21 protein-coding genes are annotated in these 22,493 nt (G+C 73.5%); 9 read left to right on the top strand and 12 right to left on the bottom strand.

Translation table 11 applies throughout. From position 1 onward, the window contains the following. Positions 1–3 precede the first annotated feature (3 nt). The 6 genes from MNY62_RS05310 to MNY62_RS05285 all read left to right on the top strand — a co-directional run bounded on the left by MNY62_RS05310 (position 4) and on the right by MNY62_RS05285 (position 6,172). Positions 4–1,950 (top strand): 4Fe-4S dicluster domain-containing protein, encoded by a 1,947-nt coding sequence (locus MNY62_RS05310; protein ID WP_242343068.1) that lies wholly within the window; start codon positions 4–6, stop codon positions 1,948–1,950. A gap of 5 nt (positions 1,951–1,955) precedes the next feature. Continuing rightward, on the top strand, positions 1,956–3,434 hold the full coding sequence (locus MNY62_RS05305; RefSeq protein WP_242343067.1) for a hydrogenase iron-sulfur subunit: 1,479 nt from the start codon (positions 1,956–1,958) through the stop codon (positions 3,432–3,434). Beyond that, a complete protein-coding gene (locus tag MNY62_RS05300) occupies positions 3,431–4,948 on the top strand; it encodes a Ni/Fe hydrogenase subunit alpha (protein WP_242343066.1) in 1,518 nt (505 codons plus the stop codon). The genes MNY62_RS05305 and MNY62_RS05300 overlap by 4 nt, the downstream gene beginning before the upstream one ends. Continuing rightward, positions 4,945–5,412 (top strand): hydrogenase maturation protease, encoded by a 468-nt coding sequence (locus MNY62_RS05295; RefSeq protein ID WP_242343065.1) that lies wholly within the window; start codon positions 4,945–4,947, stop codon positions 5,410–5,412. The genes MNY62_RS05300 and MNY62_RS05295 overlap by 4 nt, the downstream gene beginning before the upstream one ends. An 83-nt stretch (positions 5,413–5,495) precedes the next feature. After that, the gene (locus tag MNY62_RS05290; RefSeq protein WP_242343064.1) at positions 5,496–5,843 is read left to right on the top strand and encodes an iron-sulfur cluster assembly scaffold protein; all 348 of its coding nucleotides are present in this window, start codon (positions 5,496–5,498) and stop codon (positions 5,841–5,843) included. Beyond that, positions 5,840–6,172 (top strand): SaoD/DsrE family protein, encoded by a 333-nt coding sequence (locus MNY62_RS05285; RefSeq protein ID WP_242343063.1) that lies wholly within the window; start codon positions 5,840–5,842, stop codon positions 6,170–6,172. The genes MNY62_RS05290 and MNY62_RS05285 overlap by 4 nt, the downstream gene beginning before the upstream one ends. A gap of 122 nt (positions 6,173–6,294) precedes the next feature. Here the strand turns inward: MNY62_RS05285 and MNY62_RS05280 are convergent, their stop codons facing one another. From MNY62_RS05280 to MNY62_RS05275, 3 genes are all read right to left on the bottom strand, one after another. Then, positions 6,295–6,786 (bottom strand): hypothetical protein, encoded by a 492-nt coding sequence (locus tag MNY62_RS05280; RefSeq protein WP_242343062.1) that lies wholly within the window; start codon positions 6,784–6,786, stop codon positions 6,295–6,297. A 323-nt stretch (positions 6,787–7,109) separates the two neighbouring features. Then, positions 7,110–7,448 carry a DUF6843 domain-containing protein gene (locus tag MNY62_RS25685; RefSeq protein WP_408628836.1) on the bottom strand — a complete coding sequence of 113 codons (339 nt, stop codon included), beginning with the start codon at positions 7,446–7,448 and terminating at the stop codon, positions 7,110–7,112. A gap of 615 nt (positions 7,449–8,063) precedes the next feature. After that, positions 8,064–8,987: an RHS repeat domain-containing protein gene (locus tag MNY62_RS05275; RefSeq protein WP_242343061.1), complete on the bottom strand. Its 924-nt coding sequence runs from the start codon at positions 8,985–8,987 to the stop codon at positions 8,064–8,066. Between the two features lie 617 nt (positions 8,988–9,604). Here MNY62_RS05275 and MNY62_RS05270 point away from each other — a divergent pair. The 3 genes from MNY62_RS05270 (at position 9,605) to MNY62_RS05260 (ending at position 12,373) form a co-directional block, all read left to right on the top strand. After that, on the top strand, positions 9,605–11,164 hold the full coding sequence (locus MNY62_RS05270) for an ATP-dependent DNA ligase (protein WP_242343060.1): 1,560 nt from the start codon (positions 9,605–9,607) through the stop codon (positions 11,162–11,164). Further along, entirely contained in the window at positions 11,161–11,793 is a 633-nt protein-coding gene (locus tag MNY62_RS05265) for a peptidylprolyl isomerase (RefSeq protein ID WP_242343059.1), read from the top strand. The genes MNY62_RS05270 and MNY62_RS05265 overlap by 4 nt, the downstream gene beginning before the upstream one ends. Before the next feature lie 139 nt (positions 11,794–11,932). Further along, positions 11,933–12,373 carry a carboxymuconolactone decarboxylase family protein gene (locus tag MNY62_RS05260; protein WP_242343058.1) on the top strand — a complete coding sequence of 147 codons (441 nt, stop codon included), beginning with the start codon at positions 11,933–11,935 and terminating at the stop codon, positions 12,371–12,373. A gap of 225 nt (positions 12,374–12,598) precedes the next feature. On the opposite strand, the gene lepB is transcribed toward MNY62_RS05260, so the two are convergent. The 9 genes from lepB to MNY62_RS05215 all read right to left on the bottom strand — a co-directional run bounded on the left by lepB (position 12,599) and on the right by MNY62_RS05215 (position 22,385). After that, complete coding sequence (gene lepB, locus MNY62_RS05255) at positions 12,599–13,288, bottom strand: signal peptidase I (protein WP_242343057.1); 690 nt, start codon at positions 13,286–13,288, stop codon at positions 12,599–12,601. Between the two features lie 14 nt (positions 13,289–13,302). Further along, a complete protein-coding gene (locus MNY62_RS05250) occupies positions 13,303–14,532 on the bottom strand; it encodes an ABC transporter permease (protein ID WP_242343056.1) in 1,230 nt (409 codons plus the stop codon). Then, positions 14,529–15,791: an ABC transporter permease gene (locus MNY62_RS05245; protein WP_242343055.1), complete on the bottom strand. Its 1,263-nt coding sequence runs from the start codon at positions 15,789–15,791 to the stop codon at positions 14,529–14,531. Before MNY62_RS05245 ends, MNY62_RS05250 begins: the two co-directional genes overlap by 4 nt. After that, positions 15,788–16,516 (bottom strand): ABC transporter ATP-binding protein, encoded by a 729-nt coding sequence (locus MNY62_RS05240; RefSeq protein ID WP_279426233.1) that lies wholly within the window; start codon positions 16,514–16,516, stop codon positions 15,788–15,790. Before MNY62_RS05240 ends, MNY62_RS05245 begins: the two co-directional genes overlap by 4 nt. Before the next feature lie 2 nt (positions 16,517–16,518). Beyond that, positions 16,519–17,919, bottom strand: a complete 1,401-nt coding sequence (locus MNY62_RS05235) for an efflux RND transporter periplasmic adaptor subunit (protein WP_242343054.1) — start codon at positions 17,917–17,919, stop codon at positions 16,519–16,521. After that, on the bottom strand, positions 17,920–19,263 hold the full coding sequence (locus MNY62_RS05230) for a TolC family protein (RefSeq protein WP_242343053.1): 1,344 nt from the start codon (positions 19,261–19,263) through the stop codon (positions 17,920–17,922). A 6-nt stretch (positions 19,264–19,269) separates the two neighbouring features. Then, entirely contained in the window at positions 19,270–19,998 is a 729-nt protein-coding gene (locus MNY62_RS05225) for a YIP1 family protein (protein WP_242343052.1), read from the bottom strand. Between the two features lie 468 nt (positions 19,999–20,466). After that, positions 20,467–20,946, bottom strand: coding sequence for a DUF1360 domain-containing protein (locus MNY62_RS05220; protein WP_242343051.1), 480 nt, complete (start codon positions 20,944–20,946; stop codon positions 20,467–20,469). 113 nt (positions 20,947–21,059) lie between these two features. Then, a complete protein-coding gene (locus tag MNY62_RS05215) occupies positions 21,060–22,385 on the bottom strand; it encodes a class I SAM-dependent methyltransferase (RefSeq protein ID WP_242343050.1) in 1,326 nt (441 codons plus the stop codon). Positions 22,386–22,493: the final 108 nt, after the last annotated feature.

Genomic DNA, 22,493 nt, shown 5'->3' with positions numbered 1-22,493 from the left:
AGAGTGAGCGGAGCGCGGAAGCCGGGCCCGACCGAGGCCACTCCGGAGACGGAGCAGCGGGCGACCGGCGTGTACCTCTGCCGCTGCGGCCCGAACCTGGGGGAGGTGGTCCGCCTCGGTCCGCTCGCTGATCCGGCGGCGTGGCCCGGCGCGGGCGACGTCGCCATCCACGACGTGCTGTGCTCCGAGGAGGGGAAGGCCTGGCTCGCCGCCCGGATCCGGGAGCGGGGTCTCGAGCGCGTCGTCGTCGGCGCCTGCTCGCCGCGGGAGCACGAGGCGACGTTCCGGGCGGTGCTCGCGGAGGCGGGCCGCTCGCCGGAGCACCTGCAGCTCGTGAACCTGCGCGAGCAGGTCGAGTGGGTGGGCGGGGATCCCGGCGTCGCCACCGAGCGGGCGCGCCGGCTCCTCTCGGCGGGGCTCGCGCGGGTCCGGCTGCACCGGCCGATCCCCCGCGAGGAGGTGGCGGCCTCGCCCGACGTCCTCGTCGTCGGTGGCGGCGCCGCGGGGGTCGCGGCCGCGCGGGCGATCGCGCGGCGCGATCGCCGGGTCTTCCTCGTCGAGCGCGCGTTCGCGCTCGGCGGGCTCGCGAACCGGCTGGACGAGATCTTCCCCGCGGGGGAGTGCGCGAGCTGCTTCATGGAGCCGGTGCTCGACGAGGTGCTCCACTCCGAGCGGATCGAGGTGCTGACCGGCGCCGAGCTCCGCCGCGTGCGCGGCGCCCACGGCCGGTTCGCGGTGGAGCTCGCGATCTCCCCGCGCGGCGTCGATCCCGCGGTCTGCCTCGGCTGCGGAGCGTGCAGCGCGGCCTGCCCGGCCCTGCGCGCCGACCCCGACGGCGGTCCGGCGCGGAAGGCAATCGGCGTCCCGTACCCGGGCGCGCTCCCGCACGCCTCCGCGATCGACCGCGTGGCGTGCCTGCGCACCCGGGGCGAGGCCTGCGACGCCTGCGCCCGCGCCTGCCCGTTCGGCGCGGTCCGGCTGGACGAGCCGGGCCGCACCCGCGAGCTCACCGTCGGCGCGATCGTGGTCGCGACCGGGATGCGGCCGGGTGAGGTGGCCGGGCCGGACGGCGTCGTCTCGACGTATGCGCTCGAGCGGATGCTGCACCCGGACGGCCCGACGGGAGGCGAGCTGCGCGGCGTGGGCGGGCGGCCACCGCGCGCGGTGCTGCTCGCCGCGACGGCCGACGAGGACGGGACCCTCCCCGCGGAGGAGCTCCTGAAGCTCGCGGGCCGGCTCCGCGCGCGCCTGCCATCCGCGCGGGTCGCGGTGGCGGGCGGGATCGAGCGCGCGCCCGGAGGGGCGCGGCGGGCGGCGGCCCTCGCGGCAGGCGGGGTGGAGCTCCTGCCCGGCGCGCTCGTTCCCGGCGCGCTCGAGGCGTCCGCGGACGGCGTGCGCGCGCGGCTCTCCGACGGGGCCATCTGGACGGCCGATCTCGTCGCGGTCCACGCGCCCGCGCGCGCCGCCGACGGGGCCGCGGCGCTCGCGCGGCTCCTCCGGATCGACGCCGACGCGCGCGGATTCCTCGCGGACCGCGGCGCGAGCCCGTTCGAGCCGACCGCCACGCGCTTCGCTGGCATCTACGTCGCCGGCGCGGCCGCCGGCCCGCGTCCCATCCACGAGGCGATCCGCGACGGCGCCGCCGCGGCCGGGCTCGTGCTCGCCTCGCTCGCCCCCGGCGATCTCCTGCCGCTCGAGCCGCTCGCCGCCGAGATCGACCAGGCCCGCTGCGGCGGCTGCGCGGTGTGCGTCGCGGCCTGCCCCTTCGGCGCCGTCGCGCTCGACCCCGCGACCGGGCGGGCCCTCGTGGCGGCGGTGCACTGCCGCGGCTGCGGCACCTGCGTCGCCGCGTGCCCTGCCGGCGCGGCGACCGCGCGGCACTTCACCGGTGCGCAGATCGCGGCGGAGATCTCGGCGCTCCTCCGCGGCGCGCCGGAGAGCGGGGGATAGCCGGAGTGCCGCACGAGCCCCGCATCGTCGCGTTCCTCTGCAGCTGGTGCGCGTACTCCGCCGCCGACCGCGCCGGACAGGCGCGGATCGAGTACCCGCAGAGTCTCCTCACCGTACGCGTCATGTGCACCGGGCGGGTCGAGCCGGCCTTCGTGCTCCAGGCATTCCGCGAGGGCGCGGACGGCGTGCTCGTCGCGGGGTGCCACCCCGGCGACTGCCACTACCTGGACGGCAACCTCAGGGCCGCCGCGCGCCACGCGGTGCTCGTGCGCGCCCTCGAGCAGGCGGGCATCGAGCCCGCGCGCTTCCGGATCGCCTGGGCGAGCGCGGCGGAGGGCGAGCGCTTCGCCGCGACCGTGCGCGAGATGACCGAGGCGCTCCGCGCGCTCGGGCCGCTCGCCTACTCCGCCCGCGCGCTCGAGGGCGTGGGCGAGGCGCTCGAGGACGCTCCGGTGCCGCTCGACGCGTCGCTCGCCCGCCGCGCGGAATACCCGCCGCGCGCGCCCGGCAAGCCGCGCGTCGCCTTCTACTGGAACGCCTCCTGCGGCGGCTGCGAGGAGGCGGTGATGGATCTCGGCGAGGGGCTCGCGTCCCTGCTCGAGCGCGTCGAGGTGGTGCTCTGGCCGGTGGCGTTCGATCACAAGCGGGCCGACGTCGAGGCGCTGCCCGACGGGGGGATCGACGTCGCGTTCGTGAACGGCGCGGTGCGCCTCACCGAGCAGGACGAGTGGTCGCGGCTCCTGCGGCGCAAGGCGCGCATGCTCGTCTCGTTCGGCGCGTGCGCGCACATGGGCGGCGTGGTCGGGCTCGGCAACCTGTCCTCGCCCGCGGAGCTCCTCGACGCCGCCTACCGGCGGCCGGCGTCTGTCTCGAACCCGGACGCGCCGCTCCCGGGCGGCCCGGTCGCCGGGGGAGCCGGCCTCTCGCTGCCCGTGCTCCTTGCCCGCGCGCTCCCGCTCGCCGACGTCGTCCCGGTGGACTACACCGTCCCGGGCTGCCCGCCCTCGCCGGCCATCGTCGAGGCCGCGCTCGACGCGCTGCTCGGCGACTCCCCGCCGCCCCGGGGCGCGGTGCTCGCGCCGAACGTCGCCCTCTGCGACGGCTGCCCGCGCAAGGGCTCGCGCCCGGAGCGGCTCGAGGTCGAGTCCCTCCGCCGCATCGCCACCTCCGCCGTCGACCCGGAGCGCTGCTTCCTCGCCCAGGGGCTCGTCTGCCTCGGGCCGGGGACGCGGGCGGGCTGCCAGCCGGGCTGCGTCGAGGCGGGCATGCCGTGCCGCGGCTGCTTCGGCCCGCTCGACGGCGTGCGCGACCCGGGCGCGGCGATGCTGTCCGCGTTCGCGTCGCTCTTCGCGGGCGGCGAGGCGGAGGTGCTCGCGCTCGCGGACGCGCTGCCCGATCCGGCGGGCACGTTCTGGCGCTACTCGTACGCGGCCGGGCTCGTGCCCGCGCGCGTGCGGCCCGCCTCCGAGGAGGACGAGGGATGACGCGCCGGATCACCATCGACCCGATCACACGCCTCGAGGGCCACGGCAAGATCGAGGTCTTCCTCGACGCAGAGGGGAACGCCGAGAGCGCGTTCCTGCAGGTGCCGGAGCTGCGCGGCTTCGAGCGCTTCTGCGTGGGCCGGCCGGCGGAGGAGATGCCGCAGCTCACCGCCCACGTGTGCGGCGTCTGCCCGGCGGCGCACCACATCGCGGCCGCCCGCGCGCTCGACGCGCTGTACGGCGTCGTCCCGCCCGCCGCGGCTCGCAAGATCCAGGCGCTCTACTACAACCTGTTCATCTTCGAGGATCACCTCCTCCACTACTGGTACATGGGCGGGCCGGACTTCTACGCCGGCTCCTCGGCGCCCGCGCCGATGCGAAGCATCGTCGGCGTCCTCGCGAAGGTCGGCGCGGACCTCGGGCGGCGCATCCTCGGCGCCCGCAAGGAGGCGCGCGAGCTCATGGCCGCCATCGCGGGGCGCACCATCCACCCCGTGTTCGCGCTGCCCGGCGGCGTCTCCCGCCCGCTCGACCCCGGGACGGTCCGCCGCGCCCGCGAGCTCGCGCCCGGGCTCGTCAGGTTCGCGGCCGACACGCTCGAGTCGTTTCGCGCAGCGGTGCTCGGGAGCGGCGAGTACGGCGAGGCGCTCTCGAGCGAGGTGTACCGCGTCCGCTGCCACTCGATGGGCATGGTGGACGAGGCGGGGCGGCTCACCTTCCTCGACGGGGTGCTGCGGATCGTGGACCCACAGGGCGGCGAGCTCGCGCGGTTCGAGCCGAAGGACTGGCTCCTCCACCTCGCCGAGCGGGTCGAGCCCTGGACCTACGCGAAGCTCACCTTCCTCAAGGCGAAGGGCTGGACCGGGTTCACCGAGGGCGACGACAGCGGGCTCTACCGCGTCGGCCCGCTCGCCCGGCTCAACGTCGCGCGGACGATGGCGACGCCGCTCGCCGAGGCGGAGCGGCAGCGGCTCTTCGACGCGCTCGGCTGGCCGGCCCACCAGACGCTCGCGTTTCACTGGGCGCGGCTCGTGGAGGCGCTGCAGGCGGCGGAGGCGATCGAGGCGCTCGCGGCCGATCCGGCCCTCGAGGCGCGCGAGGCGGACGAGGTCCGGACCGTGCCCGCGCCGCTCGCGGGGCCGTCCGAGGGGGTCGGCGTCGTCGAGGCGCCGCGCGGCACGCTCATCCACCACTACGCCACCGACGCGGCCGGCCTCCTCACCGCCGCGAACCTCGTCGTCGCCTCGCAGCACAACGCCGCGCCGGTGCAGATCTCCGTGCGCAAGGCGGCGCGGGGGCTCATCCGCAACGGGAAGGTCGATCCCGCGCTCCTGAACCAGCTCGAGATGGCGTTCCGCGCCTACGACCCCTGCAACGCCTGCGCGTCGCACGCGCTCCCCGGCGAGCTGCCGCTCGTCGTCACCGTGCGCGGGGCGGATGGCGCGGTGCGCGAGGTGATCCGGCGCCGGGTGACCCCGGAGGATGCCGACGCCGGCGCCGCGGTGGGGGAGTGACCTTGGAGGTCCTCGTCCTCTGCCTCGGGAACGCGCTGCGCAAGGACGACGCGGTCGCGCTCCACATCGCCGACGCGCTCGTGCGCGAGGGCGCGGAGGGGATGACGATCCGCCGGAGCGCCGCCGCCGGGCTCTACCTCCTCGACGACATGGAGGGCTTCGACCGCGTCGTGGTGGTGGACGCGGTGCGGACCGGCGCGCATCCGCCCGGGACGGTCCTCGCCTTCCCGCTCGACGCGCTCCACGCGCCCGAGGGCCCGTCGCCCCACGCGATCGGCCTTCCCTCTGCGCTCGCACGCGCCGCGGCGGCCGGCGCGCCCGTCCCGTCGCGCATCGAGGTGGTGGCCGTGGAGGCGCTGGAGCTCGACGAGGTGGGCGAGGGGCTCACGTCCGCCGTCGCCGCGGCGATCCCCGCCGCTGTCCTCGCCGTGCGGCGGGCGGTGGCCGCGCTCGCCATTCCGTGAAAGGTCGTTTCGCGGGCGGGGCCCGACCGGGTTCTGCGCTGTCCGTGGCGCGGCAGCCGGAAATCGGGCATCTCAGCGGGCCGATGCGAACCGTCGCCGACTGCCTCTCCGATCCCGCGCACGCCGGCCCGCTCGACGGCGCGACGCGCGTGGGGCGGGCGGCGGACGGCGATCGGAGGGTGGCGGTCGGGCTATGGACTGACGGGGGACGGGTCGTCCGCGCGCGCTTCCGCGCGACGAGCTGCGCCTCGCTCATCGCCTACGCCGAGGTGGCCTGCGCCGCGCTCGAGGCAGGGCTCTCCCCGGCGGCGCTCGACGCGCCGCGCCTGCGCGCCTCGCTCGCGGGCGTCCACCCCGGCCACCTCGTCCGCGCGGAGCTCGTCGCCGCGGCGATCCACGCCGCCGCGCTCACCCGAGAGGATCCCGAATGAACGTCGCGTACGTGTTCTCGACGCCGAATGCCTCCTTCATCCTCGAGAAGATGATCGTCCCGCAGCTCGAGGAGGGTCGGCACGGGGCGAACGTGGTGGGGATGTTCTTCTTCGTCGACAACAACTACCTGCTCGTGCGCGGCAACCCCACCGGCGAGCGGCTCGCCGCGGTGGCGCGGAAGAGCGGCATGCTCCTCATGGGCTGCGACCAGTGCTGTTACCAGCGCGCGATCGCCGACAAGCTCATCGAGGGGATTCCGATCGGCTGCTTCCCGGACCTGTACAAGGCGCTCGCGGGCGCGAAGGTGGATCAGGTCATCACGCTGTAGTTCCGGTGCGTGAAAGCGCGACTGGGCGAGATGCGGGTGTGAGCCGCCTTACCCTTGCGGCCCAGAGTTGCCTGCGGGACCTGCGAGCTTGGCAACCCAGGTCCAGGAGGCGGTACACAGGGTCAGGGCTTCAGCCCCAAGGCGGCGCGTCCCCTACGCCGCCATGTCGTCGCGTCTGCTCCGCCGATCTTCACCGCCTCCGCAAGCTGCTGGGCGGCTGAGCCGCTTTCCCCGTGTTCCTCCAGTGTCACCGCATAGCGCGCCCGCAAGAGCGCGCGGTAGTGCGCCTGATCGCTTGCCCCGTACTGTGGGTTCTCGGAGGAGAAGAAGCCCATCACGGGAAAGACTGGGGTCCAGAACGACCTGCGCGGATCGAACGCGGGTTGCTCCCCTTCGAGCGCGCAGGCGGCGTGGAACACGGCGGCCTCGGCGTTTCCAGAAGCCAGCGCTTCACTGGAAAGCCTTCCCAGTTCGTACTCGAACCTGAACCGCAGCATCGCGACGAACAGCCGGCTGGAGCTGACCGATAAGGCTGAGAGGCTCGCCGCACCCACGACAAATCCGAGCGCGACCAGGGCCACTCCGATGAAAAGGTGCCTCAACTTGCGGGTCATGGCGTACAGGCTGCCGATTGACAGTGTCGGCGGTCAAGACCGCTCGTCGGCGTCCTGTTAGCCAGCTACCGGACCGTCCCCTGCTGCCGCACGACGTTGCTGGGCCTCTGGGCGTCGCCGGACGAGGAGGATTTCGGGACGGCACCGAGCCGCCCTGTTCGTCGGGTGGAGTGCTAGTGCAGCTGACCCGGGACGGGATGGCCCTTGTCGTCGCGCTTCTGCTCAGCTCGTCGCAGGTCGTCCTGCGTTCCGAAGAGCACGTACAGCGTCACCCGCTCATCCCTCGCCGCGAACCGATTGTAGCGATTGAACGGTGAGAGACGTCAGGTTTGCGGGTGCCTTGACGAGGGCGCCTCCGGCGATCTCCTCGTAGAACTCGTCGCGCTTGGGGCTCGAATCGAGTTGGGAGTCTGAACGACCCCATCCCGCGGCACCCGAACCACGAGCAACCCGTCCTGCACTGGGAGCCGTGGTGAGGTCGGAACACCGAAATCGATTCTCACCGACCCCGCGAATCCATCAGGAACAACGAAGCGATACCCCTTCGCGGCGCAGCCTGAGAGTCCCGCTGTGATGGTGAGGGCGGAAAGCAAGGCGATTGGGCGCCAACAACAGAAGCGCGGGCGGTGGCGGAGGTGCAGGCGCACGCGAGGCCCCAGCATCCCGACGAACGTGCGCATGGACATCAACGGCCGCCCACCTTCCGACCCTTGGCGCGTGGACCCCCCTGCCACGAGGCTACGAGGCGCCCAATGCAGAAGGACACGTCAGCGACGGCCCGAAGAATGAGGAGGGCCGCCCTCTTTGGGTCCCGAGCCTTGCGGAGCATCATGGCCACCTGAACGCAATCAGCGAACGGGTCCCGCATTCGCTTTGGCAGGCCCGCCGCTCCCTGGGTGCTCTGCCGCAGGGCGACTCGAAGCTGGTCCAAGACCAGCCACGTCGAGGTATCCGCGAATCCGGAGTCGTCAACCACAAAGAGACAATCCTGGAGAAGGATGGTTCCCTCTGCGTCTGCGCCCCCTCGCTGCACGAACCTGCTGCGAAGTGTGTCGGACAGTTCAAGTATGGCCGCGACGGAATGCGCCAAGAAAAGCGTTCCATCCCGGTTCAACCCCGCCCAGGCTGACACCATGCGCGACAACCGAACTCCCTGATTTCTGGCGCGCAGCATCGAATGCGCCAGGGTCGTTGAGCCTCTTCCTCTTGGAGACTGATTTCGAGAACGCCGCGACTTCATCGGGACTCCAGCTCGTCGTTGCATCTCAGGTCCGGATCTAACCCAACCCCGGGAACATCGGGCCGAGCGGAGAGTCCGGGATTGGGAGATGCCACGGGTTATCGCGAATGTTCATCCTCGACGTTGGCACGCTGTCCGGGTTCCAGTTCACCAAGCCCTCCCACTCTCGCACCTCGGGAGTGTCTGGACATGGACAGTACTTCTTCACCCGGTCGAGCCAATATCTCAGCCCGTGCTGGGCGTTCCGCGCCTTCTTCTTGTGGCCCGCGTCGAGGAAGCCCCAGGCTTCCGCGAAGTCCTTCTGTGCTCGGATTTGGGCTGCCCGCGCACGCGCCTCCTCCATTGCCTTGGCGCACGCATCGGCAAGTGCACTCGTGCCGTCAGCATCCGTGAACCTCAGCGGATTCTGGTTTGCGTATCCATACCAATCTGGCGCGTACGTTCCATTGATGGTTCCCATCAACGCAATGGGGTCCAACTCCAGATACCGTCCAACCGAAGGCAGATACCACCTGTTCCAGTTGTAGTACGGCCCCTGGAGCCCCACGCTCCCGAGCAGCCGCTCGTCGTACTGGCCTGGGAGCCGCAAGTTCGTCACCACTGTCCGCCCGGAGATCGGATCAACCGACGTCTTCTCCGAGATGTCGCCGTACGGTCGCGCCATCGTGTTCCAGACGAGCGCGCCGGCCTGATTCGTCATCGCCCGAGGCGTCTGGAGCGCGTCCGCGTGCAGGTAGTAGGTGTTCTTCACCCCAGCGGCCTGCTCGACCTGCGCGAGCGGTTGGCTGTCGAGCCACACATAATCCCGCACGCTCGACCAGCTTCCGTTCACGACGGCGACCTCGGATAGCGGATTGCCGGCCGGATCGGAGATCACGTACGTCCACTCTCCGCCCGCGTCCTGCCGCGCGATCCGTCGGTTCCGCGCGTCGTACTTGAAGCGCGCCAGCGGCTGCGTCACGTCCCCAGAAGGACACGTCGCACGACGACGTGCCGTTGCAGGTTCGCGTCGTGCACGCGTCCGACGTGCAGATGACCGGCGTCCCGATGCAGGTCCCCGTACCGTCGCAATGGTCGCCATACGTGCACCCGTTCGCGTCGTCGCACTGGGTCTCGATGGTCGCGTATGCGAACGGCCGCCAGACGCCCTTCGAGCACTGCCAACGCGTGACGCACGGGTCGGTTGGCTCTGGGCCGCAAGTCCCGGAAGCAGCTGCCTTGGCCACCTCGATCGCTGGGCCGTTGGCAGGATCCGGCACGCCTCCGGAACATCCGAGCTGCAACCACAGGATCGCTCCTGCAAAAAGGAGAAGGCGTGCTGGCATGCCCGGCCCTCCGAGGGTGGTGCGGCGGGGAGAGCATGTCATACCCATAGGAAAACTAGCCCGTCAAGCACGCACGGCGAAAACGAACGCAAAGTGAAGGATCTAGCAGTGTTCACGCCGCCGGCGCCTCCTTTCGGCAGCCGCGATGCGTGACAGGTCGATGACCGGAACGTGACCGTGCTCGCCGCGTGGAAGGACGCCCTCGCCGTTCCCGGAGCGGGTGGACTGGACGGGTGCCGGTTAGGGAAACGGGATGCAGGTCGCCGACCTCGCCCTCGCCTCGAACGCCGTCGCCCGGGCCGCCGCCCGGCTGGAGAAGATCGCCCGGCTCGCGGAGGCGCTGCGGGCGCTCGCGCCGGAGGAGCGGCGCGCCGGAGCGAGCTGGCTCTCGGGGGAGCTCTCCCAGGGGAGGATCGGGCTCGGCCCCGCGGCGGTGCGGCGCGCGCTCGAGGGGAGCGAGCCGGCCGGGGCGGCGACGCTCTCCGTCGCGGAGGTGGAGGCCGCCCTCGACCGCATCGCCGCGGCGCGCGGCGGCGGCTCGGGCGGCGAGCGCGCGCGGCTCCTCGCGGCGCTCCTCGCGCGCGGCACCGCCGAGGAGCGCGACTTCCTCGGGCGGCTCCTCCTCGGCGAGCTGCGCCAGGGCGCGCTCGAGGGCGTGCTCGCGGAGGCGGTCGCGCGCGCCGCCGGGCTGCCCGCGAGTGACGTGCGGCGCGCGGTGATGGTCGGCGGCGCGCTCGCGCCGGTGGCGGAGGCCGCGCTCGCGGAGGGCGCGGCGGGGCTCGCGCGCTTCCGGCTGCGGCTCCTCGAGCCGGTGCAACCGATGCTCGCGCAGCCGGCGGCCGGGGTGGAGGAGGCGCTCGACGCGCTCGGCGAGGCCGCGCTCGAGTGGAAGCTCGATGGCGCGCGGGTGCAGGTCCACAAGGACGGGGAGCGCGTTCGCGTCTTCTCCCGCACGCTGCGCGACGTGACCTCCGCCGTTCCGGAGGTCGCCGAGGCGGTGCGCCGGCTCCCGGCCTCGTCGCTCGTGCTCGACGGCGAGGCGATCGCGCTCAGGCCCGACGGCTCGCCCGAGCCGTTCCAGGTCACCATGCGCCGCTTCGGGCGGAAGCTCGACGCGGCGCGCCTGCGCGAGGCGCTGCCGCTCTCGGTGCTGTTCTTCGACGCGCTCCACGCGCAGGGGGCGGACCTCATCCTCCTGCCCTTCCGCGAGCGGCACGCCGCGCTGGCGGACGCGCTCCCGCAGCCGCTGCGGGTGCCGCGCCTCGTCACGGCGGACCGGGCGGCCGCGGGGGCCTTCCTCGCCGACGCGCTCGGGCGGGGCCACGAGGGGCTCGTCGCGAAGTCGCTCGCCGCGCCGTACGAGGCGGGCCGCCGCGGCGCGAGCTGGCTCAAGGTGAAGCGAGCGCACACGCTCGATCTCGTGGTGCTCGCGGCGGAGTGGGGCAGCGGCCGGCGGAGGGGCTTCCTGTCCAACCTGCACCTCGGCGCCCGCGATCCCGCCGCCGGCGGGTTCGCCATGCTGGGGAAGACGTTCAAGGGCATGACCGACGAGATGCTCGCCTGGCAGACCGAGCGCTTCCGCGCGCTCGCGCTCGGCACGACCGACGGGTACGTGGTCCACCTGCGCCCGGAGGTGGTGGTGGAGATCGCGTTCGACGGCCTGCAGGAGAGCCCGCGCTATCCGTCGGGCCTCGCGCTGCGGTTCGCCCGCGTGAAGCGCTACCGCACGGACAAGCGTCCGGAGGACGCCGACACGATCGAGACCGTGCGCGCGCTCCACGCGCGGCAGCTGGCGGCGGAGCATTCCGCATGATTCACTGGAGGTCCATGCGCTCCGCGCTCGCCGCCGCCCTCGCCGCGTGCCTGCTCCTCGCCCCCGAGGCCCTCGCACGCCCGGCCCGCGCGCCGGGCCCGCCCGAGCACCCACGCGTCCGCCTCGAGACCGAGCGCGGCGCGATCGAGCTCGAGCTCGACAGGGTGCGCGCGCCGCTCACCACGGCGAACTTCCTGCGATACGTCGAGGCGGGCCGCTACGACGGCGGCCGCTTCCACCGCACCGTGCGCGCCGACAACCAGCCCGCCGATCGCGTGCGGATCGCGGTCGTGCAGGCGGGCGTCGCTCCCGCGAAGGAGTCCGAGGACTTCCCGCCGATCCCGCTCGAGCGGACGCGCGACACGGGGCTCCACCACCGCGAGGGCACGCTCTCCATGGCCCGGGCCGGGCCGGACACCGCCACGAGCGACTTCTTCATCTGCATCGGGGACGAGCCCGAGCTCGACTCCGGTGGACGCCGGAACCCGGACGGTCAGGGCTTCGCCGCCTTCGGGCGCGTCGTCTCGGGGATGGATGTCGTGCGCCGCATCCACGCAGCTCCGGCCAAGGACCAGGCGCTCGATCCACCCGTCCGCATCCTGCGCGCGCGCCGCATGGGGACCCGCTGATCGCGCGAGCGTCCGCCGATTGCGGCGATCTGCCGCAGCGCTAGATCCCCCCCCGACGCCGCGCCGACCGGGGCCGCGCGGCCGGCGGCGACCCCGGTCGCCGCGGCTCGCGATCGACCAGCGCCAGGAGGAGACGGACATGGCGGACGTGAAGGCGATCCACGACGAGGTGAAGCAGCTGTTCGGAATCGTGCCGACCTGGGTGAAGGAGATGCCCGAGTCGGCGGTGACGGGCTTCTGGACGCTGATGCGCGACTTCCAGCTCGCGGAGACGCGCATACCGAACAAGTACAAGGAGCTCATGGGGCTCGCGGTGGCGGGCGCGACGCGCTGCCGTTACTGCGCGCTCTTTCACACCGAGGCGGCGCGAATGTTCGGCGCCACCGACGACGAGATCGCCGAGGCGAGCATGATGAGCGCCGCGACGATGGCGGGCAGCACCTTCCTGAACGCGCAGCAGACCGACTACCACACGTTCGCCCGCGAGCTGCGCGAGATGCTCGAGTACGTCCGCGCCCACCAGCCCGCCGCGACGGCGCCGGCGACCGCCACGCAGCAGCAGCCGCCGATGCAGCACTGATCTCACGGGGGCTGCTCCCCCGCCCCGACGACGGCGGTCAGCCGTCGGTGGGGCGGGGGACGCAGGCCGGTCATTCACGGACGATTACTGCGGGAGGGGCGAAGCCCCTCCGGCGGGGAACGGTCGCGAACCCGCGAAGCGGGCGCGACCGTTCACGGCCCCCGCCGAGCAGGGGTGGGGCCCCGACGAGCTTCGCTCGGCGGGGCGGGGGCGCAGCCCCCGTTATTAATGATTCACGAAGTGGAAGAGCCGGTCCCAGCGCGGCCCGCCCGGACCCCACGACACGAGCGCGAGCCAGGCGCGGCCCTTGATGCGGCCGACCGGCACCGGGCCGAACACGCGGCTGTCGGCGGAGTGGTCGCGGTGATCGCCCGCGAGCCACACCGTCCCGTCCGGCACCTTCGCGACCGGCACGTCCCCGCACGGCAGGTAGGGCGTGCAGAAGGTGTGGTAGCGGTGGTCGACGAGCGTCTCGACGAAGTCGACGCACGGCTCCTCGCGCCAGGGACCGCCCTCGTTCTTGTTCCAGTACGTGCAGCGGCCGGGGACGCGCTCGCGCGGCACCGGATCGCCGTTCACGACGAGGTGGCCGTCCCGGATCTCGACGGTGTCGCCGCCCACGGCGACCACCCGCTTGATGAGGTCGTCGTCGCGCGGGTTCCCGGGCGGCGCGAGGAGCACGACGATGTCGCCGCGCGCCGGGCTCCGCCAGGTGGCCTGCGCCGTCTCGGTGAACGGCAGGCGCGCCCCGTAGGCCCACTTCTCGACGATGACGTAGTCGCCGATCTGCAGCGTGGGGATCATCGATCCCGACGGGATGTAGACGGCCTCGTAGAGGAACGTCCGGAACGCGAGGACGGCGAGGATGGTGAACGTCCAGCCTCGCACCTCTTTGACGAGCTTCGACCGGTCCACGCGCCCTGCGTCTCCTATTCGGTCCGCATCGCCTCGACGGGGTCGAGCTTCGACGCCCGGGCCGCAGGGTAGATTCCGAACAGGAGGCCTGCCCCGCCCGCGGAGGCGAGGGAGACTATCACCGCCCAGGCCGGGATGCTCGCGGGAACTTGCCAGATCGCGTTGGCCCCGAGGGCGAGCCCGGCGCCGAGCAGGACGCCCACGAGCCCGCCGAGGGCGGAGAGGACGACCGACTCGACGAGGAACTGGGAGAGGATGCGGCGGCGGCGGGCCCCGAGCGCCATGCGGATGCCGATCTCGCGCGTCCGCTCGGTGACCGAGACGAGCATGATGTTCATGACGCCGATGCCGCCGACGAGGAGCGCGAGCGCGCACACGCCGAACGTCGCCGCCCCTACCATCTTGGCGAGGTTGTCGAAGAGCTGGGCGGAGGTGTCGTTCGAGAAGATCTCGAAGTCGTTCTCCTCTTGCGGCGCGAGCCCGCGGACGCGGCGGAGCTTCGCCACGACCTCCTCGAGCGCCCTCGGCGCGTCGTCCGGCGTCGTCGCGACCACCGCGATGTTGTTGTTCCGCACCTTCCCGAGCGCGCGCTCGTAGGCGGTCCACGGCACGACCGCCCAGGCGTCCTTCGACTCCCCGAGGATCGAGCCCTGGCGCTCGGCGACCCCGATGACCTCGAAGGGCACGCCGCGGACGCGGACCTCCTGGCCCAGCGGGTCCTGGCCGGGGAAGAGGGTGTCCTGCACGTCCGCGCCGATGACGATCACGCGCCGGCCGAGCTGGACGTCCGTGTGGCTGATGAATCGGCCGAGGGCGATGTCGACCCCGTTCGCGCGCTCGTAGTCCGGCAGGCCGCCGCAGACCGAGATGCTCTGCTTGGTCGCGCGCTCGCGGGTGGAGAGCGACTCCGGGCGGCGCGCCCACTCCTCGATCGACACGTAGGCGACGTGCGGCAGCTCGCGGAGGGCCTCGCCCTGCTCGCGGGTGAGGTCGGGGCGGCGCTCGTACTTCCGGTGATCGTGAGGGCCGAACTGGAGCGCCGGCCACTTCTGCACCTGGAAGGCGCCCGCGCCGAGCGCGGCGAAGTCGCTCGTGAGCTTCAGCCGGAACCCCTCGGTGAGCGACATCATCGCGACGACCGTGGACGCGCCGATGACGATGCCGAGCAGGGTGAGGACCGAGCGCAGGACGTTCGCGCGGAGCGTCCCGAGGGCCATCGTGATGGTGTCGAGGAGCGCGGTCATTCGTAGCGCAGCGCCTCCACTGGATCGAGCCGCGCGGCCCGCCAGGCGGGCCAGGAGCCGAAGAGGAGCCCCACGCCGGCCGAGAAGCCGATGCCGAGCGCGACCGCGGACGGCGTCGCCGCGGCGGCGAGCGGCGTGAGGAGCGCCACGAGCTGGGCGACGCCCAGGCCGAGCGCAGTCCCCACCGCGCCCCCGAGCGCCGCCACCACCGACGACTCGATGAGGAACTGGAGCAGGATGGTGCGGCGCCGCGCGCCGAGGGCACGCCGCACGCCGATCTCACGGGTCCGCTCGGTGACCGACACCAGCATGATGTTCATGATGCCGATGCCGCCCACGACGAGGGTGATCATGCCGACGCCGATGGCCACGCCGTAGAGCGCGCCGGTGAGCTGCCGGTACACCTTGAGGAACTGCTCCTGCCGGTTGAGGGCGAAGTCGTCCTTCTTGTCGGGCGGCACCTGCCGGACGCGGCGGAGGATGCCGACGAGCTCGTCCTCGAGCGCGGGGAGGTCCTCCGGCGCCGCGGCGACGGCGATGTTGAGGGAGCGCTTCGCGCCGAGGTCGCGCCGGAAGGTCGTGTACGGGACGATGACGTTCGCGTCCATGTTCATGCCGAGGAGCTGGCCGCGCCGGCCTACCGTCCCCACGACGGTGAAGGGGATCCCGTTCACCATCACCTTCTTGCCGAGGGACGCCTCGGGCGCGCTGCCGGGGAAGAGCCGGTCCACGATCTCGGCGCCGAGCACCACCGCGTTGCGGGAGAGGTCCACGTCGACCTCGGAGAGGAAGCGCCCGGCGGCGATGGAGCCCGCGCCGGTGTCGAGGTACTGGGCGTTCGTGCCGATGATCTGGACGGTCGAGACCTCCTTCTCTGCGCGCGTCACCGGGCCGCGCGTCATCGCCATGGGGGCGACGGCGGAGGCGTGCACCGCCTCGCGCTGGATCGCCTCGAGCTCGCGGCGGCCCAGGTCCTTGCGGTTGCGCATCTCCCACCACTCGTCGCGGCCCTGCACGAACCAGCCGAACTTGGAGACGTAGACCGTGCCCGCGCCGAGGGTCGAGATCTGCGACTCGAAGGAGGCGTTGAGGCCCTGGATGATCGCGACGATGGCGATCACCGTCATGACCCCGATGACGATGCCGAGCGTGGTGAGGAAGCTCCGCAGCCGCGCGCCGACGAGGTTCGAGAGGGCGATGCGCACGCCCTCCACGATCTCGGAGCTCGCCCGGACGAGCCCGCGCCGGAAGCTCCTCATCCGTGCACCGCCCGCGCCGCACCCAGCGTGGCGACCTCCGCGCCGGGGCCGTCGCCCACCACCCGCCCGTCGGTGAGCCGGATCGCGCGCGGGCAGCGCGCAGCGAGCCGCGGCTCGTGGGTGACGAGCACGATGGTGTGGCCGCGGCGGTGGAGGTCGTCGAAGAGCCGGATGATCTCCTCGCCGGTGGCGGTGTCGAGGTTGCCGGTCGGCTCGTCCGCGAGGAGGAGCGACGGCTCGCCGACGAGCGCGCGCGCGATGGCGACGCGCTGGCGCTGGCCGCCGGAGAGCTCGTTCGGCCGGTGGTGCATGCGGTTCGTGAGGCCGACGGCGGCGAGCGCCGCCTCGGCGCGGGCGCGGCGCTCGCGGCGCGACATGCCGCGGTAGACGAGCGGGAGCTCGACGTTCGCGAGCGCGGTGGCGCGCGGGAGGAGCTGGAAGGTCTGGAAGACGAAGCCGATCTCCTTGTTGCGCAGATCGGCGAGGGCGTCGTCGGCGAGCCCCTGCACGTCGGCGCCGTTCAGCCGGTAGCTGCCGGAGGTGGGCGTGTCGAGGCAGCCGATGAGGTTCATGAGCGTCGACTTCCCCGACCCGGACTGGCCGATGATCGCCACCCACTCGCCCCGCTCGATCGCGAACGAGACGCCGTCGAGCGCGCGCACGGTCTCGCCGCCCACCACGTAGTGCCGGCAGAGGTCCTCGACGAGGATCAGCGCGTCGTCCACGGCTAGCCCTTCCCCGCCTTCGGCCCCTTCGCCCCGGGCGCCTCCTCGGTGACGGGCTTGCCGTCGGCGAGCTCGCGCGAGAGGACGCGATACGGCCCCTCCACGACCTTGTCGCCCTCGGCGAGCCCCTTCACGATCTCGATCTCGGTGTCGCTCGCGAGGCCGGTCTCGACCTCGCGCACCTTCGCGACGCCGCCGTCGACGACGAAGACCACCTTGCGGAGCGCCTCGCGCCGCGGCTTCTTCCCCGGCTGCGCGGGCGCGCCGCCGCCGCTCCCCTGCGCCGCGCCGTCCGGCGCGGCGTCCTTCCCCGAGGCGCCGCCGCGCAGCTCCTTCTCCGTGCGCACGGTCACCGCCTGGATGGGCACCACCACCGCGCCGTCGCGCGTGTCGGTGGCGATCGACGCCTGCGCGCTCATGCCGGGCAGCGCGCCGGGCACCACCTCCGTGAGCGCGAGCCGCACGACGAACGTCGTCACCTCGCCCTCGGTGCCCGCGTTCTTCACCGTCGCGTTGCGCGCGACCTCGACGACCTGGGCGGGGAACTTCCGCTCCGGGATCGCGTCGATCTCGATGTCGGCGGTGTCGCCCTCCTTCACGAACACGACCTCGTGCTCGCCGACCTCCACGTTCACCTCCATCTGCGAGAGGGTGGAGATGACGACGATGACGTCCTCGGAGAAGTCGGAGCCGCGCACCCGCTCCCCGACCTGCTTCTGGCGCTTCGTCACGACGCCGTCGATGGGCGCGGTGAGCGTGGTGAGCGACAGGAGGTGGCGCGCCTCGCGCAGGGACGCGTCCGCCTGATCGATCCGCCCGCGCGCCGCGTCCGCGCGAGCGCGCTCGCCGGCGACCTTCGCGCGAGCCTGCTCCACCTCGGCCGCGCTCGCGTTGCCGGTCTGCGCTAGGCGCTCGACGCGCGCGAGCTCCTGCTCGAGCTGCGTCACGTTCACGTTCTGCGACTGGAGATCCGCCGCCGCCGAGGAGCGCGCCGCGTCCTGCTGGGAGACCTGGGCGGAGTAGCGGCGCGCGTCGATGCGGCCGAGCACCTGCCCCCGCTTCACCCGATCGCCCTCCTTCACGTTGAGCTCGAGGAGGTCGCCCGAGATGTTGGACGACAGCTTCACCTCGGTCGCGGCCTGGAGCTTCCCGGCGGCGGTGACGATGCGGGTGATGCTGCCCTTGCGCGCGGTGGTCGCCTGGATCGCCACCGGCGGCTCCGGGCGCGGCCGGAGCGAGCCGATCGTGATCGCGGCGACCGCGACGACGAAGAGGGTCGCGACGATCCGCTTCGTCCAGCTCATGCGGACCGGCGGCGGCGGGCGGGCGAGGACGGGACCCTCGGGCGCGGGGCGCTCGGCGGGCTCGGGGGCATGCATCGGTGCGGGGTTGTGCGTCGCCATCTAGATGGGTCCTCCCGCGGCGCGCGCGAGATCCGCGAGCGCGACCGCGTGATCGATCCTCGCCTCGACCAGCGCGAGCTCGGCCTGGGTCAGCTTCAAGGAGGCGTCGCGCAGCTCGAGCTGCGTCGCGAGGCCGGCATCGAGCCGCTCCCGCGCGAGGGCGAGCCCCTGCTCCGCCATCCGGAGGTTGTCCGTCGCGAGCGAGACCTGCCGCGCGCGCGCCTCCGCGAGCGCGCGGGAGTCTGCGATCTCCTTCGCGACCGCGTCGAGGGTCCGCTCCTCCGAGGCGCGGGCGCGCCGCGCGCCGCTCTCGGCGCGCTGCACCTCGGCGAAGGTGCGGCGGCCCTCGAACAGGTTCCACGTCGCGACGAGCTGCACGCTCGCCGTGTAGTCGCGGGACGGGGAGGCGTAGACGCCGCCCTTGCCCGCGAACTCCACGCCGCTGCGATCGTAGCCCGCCTGCACGCCGAGCCGCGGCAGGTAACCGGCCTGGGCGATGCGGATCGCGGCGTCGGCAGCCTCGACGCGCGCTCGCTCGGCGGCGAGCGCGGGGCGGCGCTCCCGGGCGGCGGCGAGGACCACGTCGGCGGGGGGCGGCGCGCCGGGGGCGCCGGCGGCGGGCTCGAGCGTCGCGGGCGGCACGACGCGCGCGTCGAGCGCCTCGGCGCCGAGCACCTGCGCGAGAGCGGAGCGCGCCTGCGCGACCACGGCGCGCTGGCCCTCCACGTTGATGAGGTCGTTCCCGAGGTTCACGCGCGCGCTGTACGTGTCGCTCTTCGGCGCGCGCCCGGCGGCGAACAGCGCGTCGGCGCGGTCCACGAGGTCCTTCGAGCGGGCGGCGGTGTTCTCGAGCACGGCGAGGGTCCGCTCCGCGCGGACCACCTCGTAGAACCGGCGCGTGACGTCGAAGGCGGTCGCGAGGGCGGCCTCGTCGTACTGCCGCTCGGCGGCGCGCCGGGCGAAGCCGGAGCGGCGCACGTCGTTCACGGTCGCCCAGTCGAACACGGGCTGCGTGAGCTGCAGCCCGAGCGAGTAGGCCTCCGTGTCGGAGGCGCGGCCAGTCTCGACCACCTGGTTCGTGCGCGGGTCGTAGATGAAGCCCGCCTCCGATGAGCGGCCGATGAAGCTGTGGCCGAACGAGGAGGAGAGGTCGAGGCGCGGCAGCGCGCCGGCGACGCTGGCGGTCCGGTCGGCGCGGGCGGCGTCCGTGTCCGCGCGCGCCATGGCGAGATCGGGGTTGTTCCGCGCCGCGAGCGCGAGCGCGTCGTCGAGCGTGAGCGCGGTCTCGGCGCCCGCGGGGGCGGCGAGCGCGAGCGCGAGCGCGGCGGCGATGGAGCGGGCCAAGGCGACCTAGCCTCCTCTCGGGCCGCCGAGGGCGGCGGCCGGGACGATCTTCAGCAGGGCGACGTAAGCGGCGTAGAGGACGATCGTGACGGTGAAGGCGCGCGCGCGGGTGGCGCCGGCGGCGCGCGCCATGCCGGTCGCGACGAGCACGACCGCCCAGAGCGCGAAGAGGTCGACGGCGGAGAGCGCGGCAGCGAGCGGCGGCGCGGCGCGCGGCGCGAGGGCCGCCAGGCTCGAGGGCAAGAGCCGCGGCACCTCGTCCGGCGAGATGGGCGCCCGTGCCACCGCGGCCGGGATCGCGAGCAGGCCTCCGAGCCACACCGGCAGCATCCCGTGCGAGGTGACCGCGAAGGTCTCCTTGAAGCCCGGCCCCGTCCCCGCGACGCGGAAGCCCGCGAACAGGGCCGCCGCGGCGCCCAGGGCGAGGAGGGCCGGCGAGAGCGCCGCGCCCGCCCAGCCTGCGATGTGGCCGAGCTTGCGCGCGGTCGCGACCGCCTCCTCGCGCTGGAACTGCGTCATCTCCTGCGCCTCGGGGCCGCGATTCCTGCGCTCCGCGGCGGCCGCGTAGTCGAGCCGCGGGAGCAGCACCGCGGCGAGGAAGAGCGACGCCGCGGTGGCGACGCCGAGGGCGGTGAGGGAGCGGCGCCGCGCGGCCGCCTCGGCGATGCCGCTCGCCGGGGAGGTGAGCGCGCGAGCGACGATGGTTCCGTCCTGGAGGAGCTCGGTCGTGGTCATGGCGAGGGGTGCGTGCGGGCCCTTACGTAGCCGGCGCAGGGCGTATTTCACGCCGCCCCGTCCGGCTGTCAAAAGAACAGGGAGACGGGACGCCTCTCGCCGTGACGGCGGGACCGGACCCGCGCAGGCGGGCGTGGCGAGAGGGCTCGCCTGCGGCGACGGTGCGTCCCTGGACGCGGCGTGAAGCGGGCGAGGGCGCGACCATGAGGCGGGGAGCTTGCCCCGTCGCGGTTGCGAACGCACGTCCTCGACGTGAAGAAAAGTGAAGGGCGGTGGGCCTCGCGGCTCACCGCCCTTCAACCCGCGAGGGCGGCGGGTGCGTCACCGCGCCCGCCTGCCTCACTGGTCCCCCCCGTTTCCCCTCGCAGCGAATGATCGGCACCGGGAGGGCGTCGGGCAACCGCCTACAGTTGCGGCTGCGGGCGCGCTGCCGTGGGCCGATGGAGCGGCCTGCCGGGAGCGGGCTCCTCAGTGATGCCTCGAGGCTGCCGCCCGCTCGTCCGCCTCCTCTTTCGCCGCCTCGCGCGCCGCGCCCGCGCCGCCTACGCGAAGGGCCTCGGCCCGCTCGCGCACGAGCCGCGTCGCCGCCTCCTCCGTCCGCTGCTGGCGACGCACGAGGCCCTGGCTCTCGTCCACGAACCAGAAGGCGACGCGCATGAACGCGGCGATGACCACGACGAGGATCGACGAGAGGAACACGTCGAGGATCGTGGAGACGACGCCCCAGCGCGGCGCGACGCGGACGTAGATCGCGCCGGTGAGCGGCACGAGCACGAAGGCGATCCAGTGGGACAGGCAGTACGGGCACGACACGAGATAGCCGAGCCACGTCTCCTTGCCGCCGAGCGCGCTGCGGAGCGGCTCGAACGCCTTCTCCTTCGCGATCGTCTGGGCGATGCCCATCACGACCGCCGACACGACGAGGAGGTGGAAGACGCGCTCCGCCATGGCCTCCTAGACAGGTAGCGACGCGCGCCGTGAGCGGCAGCCCGTGGCGCCCGCCCGCCCGGCCACCGCCCGGGCTGCCTTCGAGGCGCCCGCCTGCGCGCCACGGAGTGCGGCTACGGCGGCGCCGCGTACGCTCGCGTGAGCGGCAGCCCGCTCCTCCCGCCATCTGGCCTCACGTACAGCGCCTGGAACACCGTGTTCCGGGCGCGATCGAAGTCGTCCGCCGCGCCGGCCATGTAGAGCCGCCAGATCCGGTACCCCGTGACGCCCACCAGGCGCTCGGCCTCGGCGCGGCGGCGCTCCAGGCGCGAGATCCAGTGACGCAGCGTGAGCGCGTAGTGCTCGCGCAGGGACTCCACGTCGCGGAGCTCCAGCCCCGCCTCCACCGCGGCGCGCGCGGTCTCGTCCAGGAGCGGCAGCTCTCCGTCGGGGAACACGTACCGCTGCACGAACCCGCCCTCGCGGAGGAGCCTCGCGCGCAGGCTGCGATCGCGCGGCGTGGCGGGCGAGATCCCGTGGTTCAGAAACAGGCCGCCCGGGCGGAGGAGCTCGTACGCCCGGCGGAAGTACGTCCCGAGCCGCGCGAGGCCGACGTGCTCGACCATCCCGACGCTCACCACCTTGTCGAACGGCTCGGCGGAGAGCGTGCGGTAGTCGGCCACCTCCACGCGGCAGCGCGAGCCGAGGCCGCGCGCGGCGATCCGCTCGCGCGCGAGCGTCGCCTGCGCCGGGCTCAGCGTGATCCCCAGCGCCGAGACGCCGTGGTGCTCCGCCGCCCAGGTGACGAGCCCGCCCCATCCGCAGCCGATGTCGAGGAGGCGGTCTCCGGGCGCGAGCCGGAGCTTGCTGCAGACGAGCTCGAGCTTGGCCTCCTGCGCCTCGTCGAGCGAGCGGGTCGGGTCCTCGAAGTAGGCGCACGAGTAGACCATCCGCTCGTCGAGCCACAGCGCGTAGAAGTCGTTCCCCGCCTCGTAGTGGTGGCGCACCGCCTCCGCGTCGCGACCGGGCGTGTGCTTCGCTCCACGGAGGTGCGCCGCGCGCGAGAGCGGCGTGGGCGAGCGGGCGCCGCGGAGGAGGGCGGGCGCGAGCGGCGCGAGCGCGAGGAGCTCGCGCGGGCCGACGCGCAGCCGCTCGCGCAGCGAGACCGCGTGGACGAGATCACCCTCCACGTCCCAGTCGCCGCGGACGAACGCCTCGGCCACGATGAGCTCGCCCGGCGGCCAGAACATCCGCAGGAGCGAGGCGGGGTGCGTGAGCACGAGGACGAAGCGCGCCTCGCGCCCGGCGGCGGGCGCGAGCGTCTCGCCGTTCCAGAGCCGCACCGCGAAGTCCCGCGGCGCGAGCGGCGCGAGCAGCACCTCCAGGGCGCGGAGGGTGCTCCGCGTGTCCGGCGCCGCCGGGGTGCGGTGGCGTTCCATCGCTCGGGCAGGGGTCGCCATGGCGTTTCCTCCCAGTCCGAGAGGCCGATGCCCGCCGTTGCGGCGGTGCGCCGCGGACTTCGGGGGCCCCCTCCTCGTGCCCGGGCGGCGCGACGGGCGGGCGAGCGG

The sequence above is a fragment of the Anaeromyxobacter terrae genome (assembly GCF_022690685.1).
Lineage (GTDB): Bacteria > Myxococcota > Myxococcia > Myxococcales > Anaeromyxobacteraceae > Anaeromyxobacter > Anaeromyxobacter terrae.
The sequence above is the reverse complement of the archived record's forward strand: the minus strand, read 5'-3'. Positions and strand labels throughout refer to the sequence as shown.

Excerpts from the sequence above, each read along its gene's own strand:
- MNY62_RS05300 (WP_242343066.1), top strand. The coding sequence starts at position 3,431 with ATGACGCGCCGGATCACCATCGACCCGATCACACGCCTCGAGGGCCAC.
- MNY62_RS05290 (WP_242343064.1), top strand. The coding sequence starts at position 5,496 with ATGCGAACCGTCGCCGACTGCCTCTCCGATCCCGCGCACGCCGGCCCG.
- MNY62_RS05285 (WP_242343063.1), top strand. The coding sequence starts at position 5,840 with ATGAACGTCGCGTACGTGTTCTCGACGCCGAATGCCTCCTTCATCCTC.
- MNY62_RS05280 (WP_242343062.1), bottom strand. The coding sequence starts at position 6,786 with ATGACCCGCAAGTTGAGGCACCTTTTCATCGGAGTGGCCCTGGTCGCG.
- MNY62_RS25685 (WP_408628836.1), bottom strand. The coding sequence starts at position 7,448 with ATGCTGGGGCCTCGCGTGCGCCTGCACCTCCGCCACCGCCCGCGCTTC.
- MNY62_RS05270 (WP_242343060.1), top strand. The coding sequence starts at position 9,605 with ATGCAGGTCGCCGACCTCGCCCTCGCCTCGAACGCCGTCGCCCGGGCC.
- MNY62_RS05265 (WP_242343059.1), top strand. The coding sequence starts at position 11,161 with ATGATTCACTGGAGGTCCATGCGCTCCGCGCTCGCCGCCGCCCTCGCC.
- MNY62_RS05260 (WP_242343058.1), top strand. The coding sequence starts at position 11,933 with ATGGCGGACGTGAAGGCGATCCACGACGAGGTGAAGCAGCTGTTCGGA.
- MNY62_RS05250 (WP_242343056.1), bottom strand. The coding sequence starts at position 14,532 with ATGACCGCGCTCCTCGACACCATCACGATGGCCCTCGGGACGCTCCGC.
- MNY62_RS05245 (WP_242343055.1), bottom strand. The coding sequence starts at position 15,791 with ATGAGGAGCTTCCGGCGCGGGCTCGTCCGGGCGAGCTCCGAGATCGTG.
- MNY62_RS05235 (WP_242343054.1), bottom strand. The coding sequence starts at position 17,919 with ATGGCGACGCACAACCCCGCACCGATGCATGCCCCCGAGCCCGCCGAG.
- MNY62_RS05225 (WP_242343052.1), bottom strand. The coding sequence starts at position 19,998 with ATGACCACGACCGAGCTCCTCCAGGACGGAACCATCGTCGCTCGCGCG.
- MNY62_RS05220 (WP_242343051.1), bottom strand. The coding sequence starts at position 20,946 with ATGGCGGAGCGCGTCTTCCACCTCCTCGTCGTGTCGGCGGTCGTGATG.
- MNY62_RS05215 (WP_242343050.1), bottom strand. The coding sequence starts at position 22,385 with ATGGCGACCCCTGCCCGAGCGATGGAACGCCACCGCACCCCGGCGGCG.